The sequence below is a fragment of the Embleya scabrispora DSM 41855 genome (genome assembly GCF_000372745.1).
Classification (GTDB): domain Bacteria; phylum Actinomycetota; class Actinomycetes; order Streptomycetales; family Streptomycetaceae; genus Embleya; species Embleya scabrispora.
Map to the genome: position 1 here is coordinate 1 of NZ_KB889588.1, position 11,727 is coordinate 11,727.

Sequence of the window (11,727 nt, forward strand, 5' to 3'; positions counted from 1 at the left end):
CGTCCGCCTGCCGTTCCAACACCCATGCCAACAGACGCCGGACCTCCGCCCGGGTCGTGCCGAACCGCTCGGTCTCCAACGACCAACTGCCCCGCCGCTTCAGGCTCGGCGTGCGCACACAGGCCGGCAGGAACCGCTTGCCCAGATCCAACCCCGCCGACCGCAGGTGAATCCCCTCGTCATGGGCGCCCTCGTGTCGAGCCACCACCGTTCCCCTCCCGTCGCAGACCACCGTGCCCGGCGGGTGCCCCGGAGGGATCGGGGAAGAGACGGAGTCCGACACGCGTGCTCGAGGCGGCGAACCGCCGCCCTGGCAACAATCCGTGGTCCCCTGACGACCCCCATCGCCATCCTGTAAAACGAGCTCACCGGCATCGCAGACCCATCGGCTGACCGGGGCACCCACCCCATTTTCCCGTCACCGAGGTGATCAGCGCAGCGATCTGGCCCACCTGTAAAACTAACGGCTCTGTCTCACATTCGGTGGTAACGGTGCGTTGCGCAAGTGCCACGATGAGTCGTAGAGAACGTGAACGCGCTTGTGGGCGTGGTGTTTTCGGGGTTGTCGCCGCTGGTCGTCGAGGAGATTCGTGACGACGACACGCTGATCCGGGTGCTGGCCCGGACTCCATCGGCGGAGCCAATGTGCCCTCGATGCGGTGCCCCGAGTGGGCGGGTCCACGGCTATCACTCACGTACGGTGGCGGACCTGCCGATGGACGGGCGCCGGGTGGTCGTCGTCGTGCGGGTCCGCCGCCTGGTGTGCCCGACCCGGGGATGCCACCAGACCTTCCGCGAACAGCTGCCCGGCGTGCTGGAGCGCTACCAGCGGCGCACACCACGCCTTACATCCCGAATCGGCTCGGTGGTAAGGGAGTTGGCCGGTCGCGCGGGCGCGCGCCTGCTGTCGGTGCCGGCCGTGTCCATCTCCCGCCACACCGCGTTGCGGGTCCTGCTGCGGCTGCCGGTTCCCCGGATGCGGGTGCCGCGAGTGCTGGGTGTGGACGACTTCGCCCTGCGTCGCGGCCACCGGTACGCGACCGTCCTGATCGACGCCGAGACCCGGGAACGGATCGACGTCCTGCCTGACCGCACGGCCGACACCCTGGAGACCTGGCTGCGCGACCACTCCGGCGTCGAGATCGTGTGCCGAGACGGCTCCGGCGCCTACGCCGAGGCCATTCGCCGCGCACTGCCCGACGCCGTCCGGGTCGGCGACCGCCGGCATATCCGGAAGAACCCGGCCGAGGCCGCGCTCAAGGAGGTCGCCGCGCACAGCGCGTGCTGGGGCAAGGCAGGGCCCCCACCCCGGACGGGCAAACGCGCCCGGACCAACCGCGAGCGTTGGCACCACGTCCACGACCTGCTCGACCGGGGCGTCGGCCTGCTCGAATGCGCGCGCCGCCTCAACCTCGCGCCCAACACCGTCAAGCGCTACGCACGCGTCCCCGAACCCGAACGCCTGGTCCGCGCGCCTCAGTACCGACCGACCCTGGTCGACCCGTTCCGCGACCACCTGCGCGAGCGTCGCGAGCAGGATCCGGCCGTTCCCGTCCCGACCCTCCTGAACGAGATCAGGGAACTCGGCTACACCGGAAGCCAGAACCTGCTCCACCGCTACATCACCCAGGGCCGCGTCGAAGCCGACCGGCCCGCGCTGTCACCCCGCCGCGTCACCCGCTACCTCCTCACCCGCCCCGACCGGCTCAAAGACCACCAGCAGGAACTCTTGGACACGCTCGTCGTCGCCTGTCCGCAGATGACCGCCCTGGCCGGCCTGGTCCGCTCCTTCGCCGAAATGCTGACACCCGCAAAAGGCAACAACGACCTGCTGACCACCTGGATCACCGCCACCCGCGTCGAGGACCTGCCCCACCTGCACGCCTACACCCGCGGCCTCGACTTCGACCGGGCAGCCGTCGACGCCGCCCTCACCTTGCCCTTCCACAACGGCGGCACCGAAGGCGTGAACACCAAAACCAAGCTGATCAAGCGTCAGATGTACGGCCGAGCAAGCTTCGCCCTACTCCGCCACCGGATCCTGCTCGGCTGACATCACTCCCCGTCACCACCGAATGTGAGACAGAGCCAAGGACTCGGTGTACACCCTGAGCAAAGGGAGTATCCGATGACCGATGTGGCGATTACGACGACCGGGTCGAGTGCGGTGGAGGGCGTTTTGGGAACGTCCGCGCCGGCTACCGGGCAGGGCGTGGACACTACGTTGACGGCGGCCGTGGCCGAACTCGCGGATCAGGGCGGGTTGTGGTGGTGGAGCCTCGCCCACGACCGTCCGGACGAGCTGCGCCTGCTCGCCGGCAGTTCCCGCGCCCGCCGGCCCCGCTTCCCCGATGGAGCGGTCGGGGGAGTCCGGACGCGCTTACGACGCGGTGGCGGCGCTGCGCTCGGTCGTCGGGGGACAAGTGCCCTGTATCGCAGGCCGGTTGGCTCTGTCATCGGACGTGACCGCCGCCCGCAGGAGGCGATGTGTCCGGAGTCGGGCGGGCTGCTTCGATCCTCGACGAACGCGCCGCGGTGCGCCGCCGTGGACAGCTGCGGGTCGCGACCGGGTTCATGGGCAGTGCCGCCCGTGTCCGCGGGATCGGCGGGTCCGTCGGGCCGGGAACCGATCCGCCGGCGAACGCACAGCGCACCTGCGCCCCGGTCCTGTCGGTCCCGGGCGGCTGACCCACGGACGCGCCGACGCGGCGCCTCGCCGTCCCGGCCGGGACGGCGAGGCGCCGCGTCGCATGACGGCGCGCGTCACGCCCGCACTACCGCGGATCCACCGCCGTCAGCCCCCGCTCGTCGAGGTTCAGCCACCGCGTGATGCCGAGCCCGCGCAGGAACGACACGTCGTGGCTCGCCACGATCAGCGCACCCCGGTACGACTCCAGCGCGGTTGTCAACTGCCGCACGCTCGCCATGTCGAGGTTGTTCGTCGGCTCGTCGAGCATCAGCAACTGCGGCGCGGGCTCGGCCAGCAGCAGCGCCGCCAGCGCGGCCCGGAACCGCTCGCCGCCCGACAACCTGTCCGCCCGCTGGTCGGCTCGGCGTCCCCGGAAGAGGAACCGGGCCAGCCGCGCGCGGATCTCGTTGTCGCTCGCACCCGGCGCGAAACGGCCGACGTTCTCCACCACGGTCAGGTCGTCGAACAGCAGGTCCAGGCGCTGCGGCAGGCAGCGCATCGGCACCTCCCGCCGCACCTCGCCGGTGCGCGGCTCGGTCAGCCCCGCGATGGTCCGCAGCAGCGTCGTCTTGCCCGAACCGTTGCGGCCGAGCAGCGCGATGCGCTCGGGCCCGCGTACGTCGAGTTTCACGCGCGGCCCGAACCGAAGCCCGACGCCAGGCAGCGCCACGACCTGGCGGCCCTCCGGCACCTCGGTCAGCGGCAGGTCGACGCGGATCACGTCGTCGTCGCGTACCGCCCGCTCCGCCTCGGTCAGACGCTCGCGCGCGTCGGCCAGGCGCTCGCCGTGCATCGTGCGGTGCTTGCCCGCCGCGACCTGCGCCGAACGCTTGCGCTGGGCCATGATGACCTTCGGCTCGCGCTTGTTGTCCCACATCTTCTGGCCGTAGCGCTTGCGGCGGGCCAGTTTGTCGTGCGCCTCGGTCAGCTCGCGCTTCTGGCGGCGTACGTCGGACTCCGCCACCCGCACCATGCGCTCGGCGGCCTCCTGCTCCACCTCCAGCGAGTTCCGGTATGCACTGAACGTGCCGCCGTACCAGCGCACTTCGCCGTCCCGGAGATCGGCCACCCGGTCCACCAGCTCCAGCAGCCCGCGGTCGTGGCTGACCACGACCAGGACGCCGGGCCACGCCTCGACCGCGTCGTACAGGCGTTCGCGCGCCACGAGGTCGAGGTTGTTGGTCGGCTCGTCGAGCAGCAGCACGTCCGGGCGGCGCAGCAACCGGCCCGCGAGAGCCAGCATGACGGACTCCCCGCCGGAGAGTTCGCCCGTGGTGCGGTCCAGGTCCAGGTGCGCGAGGCCCAGACGGTCGAGCGTCGCGATCGCGCGCTCCTCGACGTCCCAGTCGTCGCCGATCGCCGCGAAGTGCGCCTCGTCGACCTCGCCCGCCTCGACCGCGTGCAGGGCCGCCCGTTGCGCCGCGATGCCGAGCACCGAGTCCACCCGGGCGGTCGTGTCGAGCGTGAGGTCCTGTGGCAGGTAGCCGATTTCACCGGTGACCCGCACCGAGCCGCGGGTGGGCGCGAGGTGGCCCGCCATCAGGCGCAGCAGCGTGGACTTCCCGGCGCCGTTCAGGCCCACGAGGCCGGTCCGGCCCGGGCCCACGGCCATCTGGAAGTCGTCGAAGAGGGTGCCGCCGTCCGGCCACGCGAAACCGAGGTCGGTGCAGACGATGGACATGGTGAAGGTTGACATGGTTGATGCCTCCAGGGCGCTCGCGGACAGGGCGGCGTCTGGAGATCCGCGGGCGCGCGGTGCGTCGACCGGTGGAGGGGGAGGGCGGCAACGCCTGGGATCAGGCGGTCGCGAGGACCGGGAAGGCGGCTCCGTGCCGAGGTCGAGATCGCGCGCCTGCGCACCACGGTTGCCCGGGTGCGGTGCGGGTCTCCTGCCTCAGACGAGCAACGGCCTTCTCCTTCGGGTCTCGTCGGATCATGTGCGGCCCGAGCGACTCGGGCCAGTGCGAACCTAGGCGAGCCTCAGGCGTCCGGCAACGCATTTTCCGCGTCGTGCGCCTTCACGAGCCGCTTCGGTGCGGTCAACCGCCGAGCCTCGGCGACGAGTTCGGCCGGTTCGTCGCGGCCCACGGTGGCCGGCGCCGATCCAGCCGTGTCCGCCGACGTAGGCGGGGAAGCCGAACGTGCTCAGGATGGGTTGCCACGAGGCTCTTTCCCGGCGTAGGGTCCCGCGTCCCGCACGCCATGGACCGGAAAGCGGGAGTTCGGGAATCCGATGGAGTGCGTGAGGACGCGGGGCGTCTTCGAGACCGTGGACACTCACCCGTCACGGGACCGGGCGAGCTGGGGCCGGGGCGTTCGAAACCACCGAACTCCCCAACGACACGACGCTCCCGGGGACACGGCCCGCCGCATGACGGCTTCCTCTGATGGGTGTGCAGGCGTCGTGATCTTGAGGCAAGGGTTGGGCTGTTGCTTCGGGGCGACCGTTCCGGGAGTAGTTTGACCTTCGCGAGGAACACGGAGCCGAGGGTGCTTCTCGACTACGCCGCCATGGACGACGAGGGGGAGACCTACCTCGGCCGGGTCGTGGGATGGGATTCTCCCAAGTTCGCCGACGAACTCCCGACGGCGATAGTCCGCCTCTATCGACCGGACGGCGATCTCGACGGGGAAGGCCAGTACGTGGGGTTGAACTTGCGGGGCCGGTGCGATGTGCCCTGAAAGGCGGGTTCCCCTCCCGAGCACGCGCTACGAAAGGAGAGGGCGGACGGGAGTTCGAACCGTGCGCGGGGCGTTCCGGAACCCCACCACACCCGATCCGAGACGCCAGAGCACAACCGCCGCCCGGCTAACAGAAATCGCCTGTGTTCGTCGACCGGACGCCGGTATCGGCCCGCCCGAGTCAACCGTGCCGGCCCTGTCGGACGGCCCCCTACACGCCCGTTCCCGCGACGGAGGCGGCGAGTCGGTGTGCGGTGATCCGGTGCCATCCGCGCAACGTCCCGCCGACGTCGCGGTTCAGGCCGGTGATCTCGCGGGCGGTGGTGTCGGCCCACAACGGGTGCAGGCCCGGGACGACGGTGACGGCCTCGGTGTCCGTCAACGGCTCCAACCGCACACGACGGTACGTGAGGGAGTGCAGGTTCGGCGCCCGTTTCGGCAGTGCCGCGCCCCAGGCGGGGGAGCCGATGACGATCAGGGCGATGTCGGTGTGCGGGTCCTCGGCCAAGGCCGCGAAGTACTCCAACGCGTCCCGGGGCAGGACGTCGGCGCGGTCGACGACGACGGTGCGTGGGGTGCGTTCGAACGCGCGGGTGACGCCGTGTTCGAAGTCGATCCGCGACCGTGGGACCACCCGTCCCGGCCACAACCGCCCCCACAGCGCCTCGCGCACCGTCGCCATCGTCGGGCGGGACCGGAACGTCAACCACGCCGCGTCCCGGCCCCGTTCACCCCGCGCATCGCCCAGCGCGGCGGCGACGGCCCCGGTCTTTCCGACCCCCGGCACCCCGGTGACGCACAGCACGGCCGGTGTCGCGACCGCCTCCCGCACCGCCTCCCCGACCTCCAGCAGCCCGACGGTGGCCGCCGCGCCCCACCCGGACACCACATCGACACCGGCCTCGGATTCCACCCACACGTGACGCGCCCTCCCGATCGACACCACCCCCGAACCCGACCCAGTCTGACCGCCCGCCCCGACCCACGACCCGAGAACCGGCGAAGTACCGGCTCCGGGAGACGCCTCGACCCCCCGCGTCACCCTCGCGCACCGGCGACGACCGGGCATGCCCCATCCTCGAGGAGCCCGGCCCGCGGCCGGGAACGGTGCGCCATGTCGGGTGAATTCGCTTTCGTGCCGGGCCCGACGCGGCCGGTGCCTGCCGCAGGAGCTCCGCGTGTGCTCAGGAGAACACGCGCCATTCGTCGTCGGGGATGTGGCTCTGCGACGCGTCCGAGCATCGGGGTGCCCACTCCCGGGCGACGAGGACCGGCCGGGTCAAAACGCGGTCCCCGGCGCGTTGGACGCGCATCACCACACCGAGTTCGGGCACGGACAGATTCGCCTCCAGGGAAAACACCGCTTCGAGGCCGTGTGCGGTGAGATGGTCGAACAACGCGTCCTCCAGGACGGACGGCACCCAACCGATCAGCGGGATCCCGTCCAAGTCCACCTGCGGACCGAGCCGTGCGTCGATCGAGATCGCGGCCAGGCCGATCGCCCGGTCGTAGTACAGGCGCACCCCCGCCCCCGCGCCGTAGTGGACGGGCCACATGTCGGCCTGCGGCACCCACCCGGTGCCGTCTCCCCGCGATCCGATGGTCTCCAGGACCCCGTCGACCGCGGCCGCCGCCCGGTCGTGGGTCATGCCGAACCTCAGCGGGCCCGCGTGCTCGAACGGTGTGAACGACCACACCGCGCGCTGCGACTCCTCGACCACGTCCCACACGCCCGCTCCCACACCGAACCTCCGCCGCTCGTCCGTCGATTCTCCGGCGGATGCGTCACCCACTCCGGAACCGGCGACGGCAACCGATTCCTGCGCCGCGGGCCGTAGGCGCGCGGCGGGTCGGGAAACGCCGGGACCGGCGGCGCATGGGCGGGGAGAGCGACCACGGTCCCGTCCTTCGCGACCGTGACCACGACCTGGACGCCCTCGACGTAGTGCTTGCTCCCGTTCAGCAGCCGAAACCGCAGCGGCGGCCCGCAGGCGAGCAGCCCGTGGGCCTCGCGCGCGAACTTCTCCCGGCAGTCGGCGAGGTGGGCCTCGACCTCGGCACGGTACTCCGCAGGGGAACGCGGGTCGGGATCCGTCGTGGTGAACGCCAAGGACACGTACGTCCGGCGCAGCGGCGGCGCGTTCCCGGGCGTCCACTCCGTCCCCTCCTCGAGCGTCCTCGCGTCCGCACCCGACTCGGCCACCATCGCGTCCACCGCGGGGAGCGTCGACGCGTCGAACCCCCTCACTCTGCCGGGCCCGCCGCCTCTCCCAGGTTTCCAGGGAGGCCAGCCCCTCGCGCCTTCGTTGTTCGAGCCACGTACGCAGGAAGTCCGCCCCAGGTCGAACACAGGTACCTCGCCGACGACTTCGAGGGAGACGACCGTCGTCGATCTCGGGGCCGCTCTCGCGCGTCGACAGCCGCCGGATCAGCGCGATGTCCTCGGACGTCAACTGCTGCCCCTCCTGAGTGTTCTGGGCCTCCTTCCACTCCTCCAGCTCCTCGACGGGATGGACCGACTCGTGACCTTCGACGGCGGGATGGTGTACTCCACACAGCAGGAGGAGGTTCTCGAAACCGTTGATGTCCCCCTCGTAGAGGGGATCATGGCGGAGGCCACCCGGCCTCTCCGAACGAATATGCGCAATCTGCACAACCGGTGTCAGATGACCGCGCTCCCGCAGAATCAAGGAGTGCCCACAGCCGGGATACGCGCAAGACTGCGCGCCGCCGAACAGCAGCTTGATCGTCAACTCGGTGTAACTACGCCCCCATGATCCCAGGCTAACCTCGATCGTTCACGAGTCCTCGTCGGTTCGGTGTCGGGGGCTCCGTGTTGGTGAGATGGGGCATTTTCGAGGCAGGTGCACGCCGGTTTCCACGTTTCCGAATGTGTCGCGTCTCGTCGGGGCAGTCGGGTCGGTGGTCAGGTGGGTGCGGTGAGACCGTGGAGCCGGGCAATGCCGTCGAGGACGTACCGGGTCCAGGGCCATCGCTCCGGCAGGCGGACGACGACGCGTCGTCCGGTGCGGACCAGGCGGGCGGCGGTCGAGAAGAGCCGGAAGCGAAGTTTCTTGATCGCCCAACCCCGGGCGTCGCTCGGTCCGGTGGTCAGGGCCGCTCGGCCCTGTCGGGCGTGCGAACCGAGCGGGACCGTGAAGGGCGAGGAGTCACCCAACTGTTGCGAATGGAGATGTGACATGGACCGGATACCGCTCGTCGTCGCCGCAACCGACGGCTCGCCCGAAGCGACCGCCGCAGTGATCGAGGCCGCCGACGAAACCGCCCGGCGCGGCGCGGAGTTGGAGATCGTATTCGTGTGGGAGGGCTCGGCGTACGAGCGGTACGCCGGGTATGGAGAGGCGTTGAGCGAGCACGTCGATCGGATCCGCCAAGAGGCCATGGACGTTGCACGGTCGCGACAGCCGGAGATCGGGATGCGTTCCTCGGTCGTGCACGACAGCCCCGTGGCAGGGCTGCTGGAGGTGGCCAAGCGGGCCGATCTGCTGGTCGTGGGCAGCCGTGGGCACGGTGCGTTCGCCGGGATCCTGCTCGGGTCGGTGAGTCTGGCCCTGGCCAGCCGGGCACCCTGTCCCCTCCTGGTGGTTCGTACCCGGGTGAGGGCCGGGCGGCCGGTGGTGGTGGGCGTCGTCGACGAGGACAGCCGGCCCGCGCTGGAGCGTGCCTTCGCCGAGGCCCGAGCGCGCCAGGTGGGTCTGATCGCGGTGCACGCCTGGGACTTCCCCGAGATCCCGCGTGCGCTGCGGGAGCCGCAGGGGGCCGAGACGCCCTACCACCGCGCCCAGGAGTTCGCACGGCGGGTGCTCGCGACCGTGATGTCGCCGCTCCGGGAGGCCGACCCGCAGGTGGCGGTCGAGGAACGCGTCGTGCAGGGGGGTGCCGGCGCCGCGCTCGTCTCGGCGTCGTGGGATGCGGGCCTGGTCGTCGTTGGGCGGCATCCCTCGCTGCACCACTTCGGCCCCCGGTTGGGACACGCGGCGATCACGCTGCTGCACCACGCGCACGCGCCGCTCCTGGTCGTGCCGTCGGGGTGAGACCGGGCGCCGAACACATCGAGACCGCCTGGAGGTTCGCCACCCGGCGGTCTCGGTGTGTACGCGGTCGGGGCCAGTCAGTCGATGGGGATCAGCAGGACCGGTGCCTTGCTGTGGTGCAGCAGGACGTGGGTGACGTGGCCGAGGTCGGCACCGAAGCGGCCGTGGCGACCAGAATCTCCGCCCCACCCGTAACCGGGCCGCGTAGCCGTCCTCTTCACGGGTCGGGGCCCATCGACGACATGCAGCACTTCCAGGGGCACGTGTCGCAGCAGCGTGTACCGGAGCCGAAGGGCGTCGGCAGGGCCGTTCGGCCCCTTGTGTGATGCGGGTCGACGTATGAGAAGCGGATCAATGAACCGCCCCGAAACAGGCGATGCGATCGCACCGGACGATCGAACGCGGCCCGTGCCATTCGTTGCCGAGCACGCCACAGGCCCGGACACCGAAGGGTTCCGGAGCCTGCGCCCTACCAGCCCTCCACGGAGCCCCCGGACGCCGAAGCGTGTGGTCCGTACAGGTCCGGCAGCCGAAGTCGGCTCGCCTGGAGCCGGCCGGCGATCACCTGCGCGCACGCGAGGGTGATCGCGCGCCCGAAGTCGGGGTCGCGTTCGCCTTCGGCCCGCACCGCGTCCGCGTCGAACTCCACGGCCCGGACGGTACCGACGGCGCGGCCGCCCAGGTACCCCATGCGGCCGGTGGCGTGGAACACGGTGTCCTCCTCAACGGCCGGGCGCGCGGCGAGCGAAGTGCGCCGGGCCGGACTTGAGGTGGCTGTCGTCGAAGTCGAAGGTCAGAGTGTGCGTCACGCTCTCGACGCCGTCGACGGCACGGCACAGCCGCACCACGATGTCGATGAGGCTGCGGTTGTCGACCCGCCCGGACAGGCGTACGACGGCGTCGCGGACGTCCACCTCGATCGTGCCGGCCTCCAGCCACAACGCCGCGCGCAGCACGTCGTGTTTGATCTCGACCCGGATGTCCTCGTCCGGGCGCAGGAACGTGCGCAGCAGGTCGCAGCGGCTGACGATGCCCACCAGGCGGCCGTCGCTGTCGACCACCGGCAGGCGCTTGACATGGTGGCGGTCCATCAGGCGAGCACCCTGGAGGGTGCTCGCCACGGGTTCCACGCTCACCACGGGGGCGGTCATCAGGTCGCGTGCGGTGTGGCCGTCGCCCTTGGAGTGTCGGTTCGCCAGTCGGCGCAGGCCCGGCAGAAGGTGGGCGTCCTCGGCCTTTTCCACCTGGGCGCGCAGCAAGTCCGCCTCCGAGACGATGCCCAGGATGCGCCGCTCGTCGTCGACGACCGGCAGGGCGCTGATCCGCCGGGTGTCCAGCGCGGCGACGATGCCCTGGAATTCGGTGTCGGGACCGACGGTGGCGACGTCGCGGGTCATGACGTCCTCGATCTCGCGGTGCAACATGCGAACCCCCTGGTCGATATGCGGCAAGTCGCCGAAGGCATCGATGGCGACGTCTTCGGCCGGACACCACGAGCCTGTCGCCGATCCGAATGCCGTGACAGGGCCGCGTTGCCCGGTGTACCGGGCCGTTCGGCTCGGTCCGGCCCGTGCCACCGGCGTCGAGATGCCGTACGGCCCGAGCGGGCATGGTGACCATCGGCGTTCGGATCGGGACCTTCGGCACCGGCGCCTCGACGCGGCGGCGACCAGGCTGCAAGCGTTCGGCCGGAGCACATTCCTCCACGGCACCACGCCCCGTCCGATCGAACTCCATCGCGACGACGAAGGATCCGCCATGCTCAGCAAGAGAACGACCCCCATCGACGCCACGGGCCGGGAACAGGGTTCGCGTGCCGAAGGAGTTCGTGGCTCCGCCTCCACGTTCGGCCTGCCCACCGCCACCGCGTTGGTCGTGGGGAGCATCATCGGCACCGGCGTGTTCGCGCTGCCGTCCGCGCTTGCTCCGTACGGCCCCATCTCCCTGGTGGCCTTCGTCATCGTCACCGTCGGCGCCCTGGCTCTGGCGGTCACTTTCGGGCAGTTGTCCCGGCGGGTCCCCGGCAGCGGCGGGCCCTACGTCTACGCCCGGGAGGCGTTCGGCGAGTTCGCCGGGTTCCTCAACGCCTGGTCGTACTGGATCACCGCGTGGGCGGGCAACGCCGCGATCGCGGTGGCCTGGGTCGGCTACGTCGAGGTCTTCGTCAACACCGGCCACAACAAGTGGGGTTCGGTGGCGATCGCGTTGGTGGGCCTGTGGATCCCGGCGGCGATCAACCTCGCCGGCCTGCGCAGCATGGGCGCCTTCCAGATCGTGACCACCGTGCTCAAGTTCGTCCCG

At 70.8% G+C, this 11,727-nt stretch carries 12 protein-coding genes; 5 read left to right on the plus strand and 7 right to left on the minus strand.

Annotated elements, in window-relative coordinates; all coding sequences use genetic code 11:
- Positions 1-205 (minus strand): hypothetical protein (locus tag A3IC_RS67305; protein WP_205353919.1); only part of this gene is annotated, 205 nt, incomplete at its 3' end.
- Between the two features lie 324 nt (positions 206-529).
- On the opposite strand from A3IC_RS67305, the gene A3IC_RS0109105 reads away from it, so the two are divergent.
- Positions 530-2,053 carry an ISL3 family transposase gene (locus A3IC_RS0109105; RefSeq protein ID WP_425387321.1) on the plus strand — a complete coding sequence of 508 codons (1,524 nt, stop codon included), beginning with the start codon at positions 530-532 and terminating at the stop codon, positions 2,051-2,053.
- 721 nt (positions 2,054-2,774) lie between these two features.
- Here A3IC_RS0109105 and A3IC_RS0109115 read toward each other — a convergent pair.
- Positions 2,775-4,385 carry an ABC-F family ATP-binding cassette domain-containing protein gene (locus tag A3IC_RS0109115; RefSeq protein WP_026218052.1) on the minus strand — a complete coding sequence of 537 codons (1,611 nt, stop codon included), beginning with the start codon at positions 4,383-4,385 and terminating at the stop codon, positions 2,775-2,777.
- A 794-nt stretch (positions 4,386-5,179) separates the two neighbouring features.
- Here A3IC_RS0109115 and A3IC_RS0109125 point away from each other — a divergent pair.
- Positions 5,180-5,371, plus strand: a complete 192-nt coding sequence (locus A3IC_RS0109125; protein WP_040876355.1) for a hypothetical protein — start codon at positions 5,180-5,182, stop codon at positions 5,369-5,371.
- A 211-nt stretch (positions 5,372-5,582) separates the two neighbouring features.
- Here the strand turns inward: A3IC_RS0109125 and A3IC_RS0109130 are convergent, their stop codons facing one another.
- On the minus strand, positions 5,583-6,290 hold the full coding sequence (locus A3IC_RS0109130) for an AAA family ATPase (protein WP_020549757.1): 708 nt from the start codon (positions 6,288-6,290) through the stop codon (positions 5,583-5,585).
- Positions 6,291-6,555: 265 nt separating this feature from the next.
- The gene (locus A3IC_RS64465) at positions 6,556-7,113 is read right to left on the minus strand and encodes a hypothetical protein (protein ID WP_245599193.1); all 558 of its coding nucleotides are present in this window, start codon (positions 7,111-7,113) and stop codon (positions 6,556-6,558) included.
- A 354-nt stretch (positions 7,114-7,467) separates the two neighbouring features.
- Here A3IC_RS64465 and A3IC_RS68425 point away from each other — a divergent pair, with 354 nt between their 5' ends.
- Entirely contained in the window at positions 7,468-8,148 is a 681-nt protein-coding gene (locus A3IC_RS68425; RefSeq protein ID WP_158695863.1) for a hypothetical protein, read from the plus strand.
- 149 nt (positions 8,149-8,297) lie between these two features.
- Here the strand turns inward: A3IC_RS68425 and A3IC_RS73400 are convergent, their stop codons facing one another.
- The gene (locus A3IC_RS73400) at positions 8,298-8,573 is read right to left on the minus strand and encodes a transposase (RefSeq protein WP_020549760.1); all 276 of its coding nucleotides are present in this window, start codon (positions 8,571-8,573) and stop codon (positions 8,298-8,300) included.
- Between A3IC_RS73400 and A3IC_RS0109150 the strand changes: the two genes are divergently transcribed.
- Entirely contained in the window at positions 8,572-9,426 is an 855-nt protein-coding gene (locus tag A3IC_RS0109150; RefSeq protein WP_020549761.1) for a universal stress protein, read from the plus strand. The two genes, A3IC_RS73400 and A3IC_RS0109150, sit on opposite strands and share 2 nt — an antisense overlap.
- Before the next feature lie 469 nt (positions 9,427-9,895).
- Here A3IC_RS0109150 and A3IC_RS53290 read toward each other — a convergent pair whose 3' ends face one another.
- Together A3IC_RS53290 and A3IC_RS0109165 are read right to left on the minus strand one after the other, a co-directional pair.
- Positions 9,896-10,138, minus strand: coding sequence for a hypothetical protein (locus tag A3IC_RS53290; RefSeq protein WP_020549763.1), 243 nt, complete (start codon positions 10,136-10,138; stop codon positions 9,896-9,898).
- 10 nt (positions 10,139-10,148) lie between these two features.
- The gene (locus A3IC_RS0109165; RefSeq protein ID WP_020549764.1) at positions 10,149-10,850 is read right to left on the minus strand and encodes a CBS domain-containing protein; all 702 of its coding nucleotides are present in this window, start codon (positions 10,848-10,850) and stop codon (positions 10,149-10,151) included.
- A gap of 334 nt (positions 10,851-11,184) precedes the next feature.
- On the opposite strand from A3IC_RS0109165, the gene A3IC_RS62010 reads away from it, so the two are divergent.
- Positions 11,185-11,727, plus strand: a 543-nt coding sequence (locus tag A3IC_RS62010; RefSeq protein WP_158695864.1) for an amino acid permease, incomplete at its 3' end; no start/stop codon positions are given.

Coding starts and splice junctions, on each gene's coding strand:
- A3IC_RS0109150 (WP_020549761.1), top strand. CDS start 8,572: ATGGACCGGATACCGCTCGTCGTCGCCGCAACCGACGGCTCGCCCGAA.
- A3IC_RS0109115 (WP_026218052.1), bottom strand. CDS start 4,385: ATGTCAACCTTCACCATGTCCATCGTCTGCACCGACCTCGGTTTCGCG.
- A3IC_RS0109165 (WP_020549764.1), bottom strand. CDS start 10,850: ATGTTGCACCGCGAGATCGAGGACGTCATGACCCGCGACGTCGCCACC.
- A3IC_RS73400 (WP_020549760.1), bottom strand. CDS start 8,573: ATGTCACATCTCCATTCGCAACAGTTGGGTGACTCCTCGCCCTTCACG.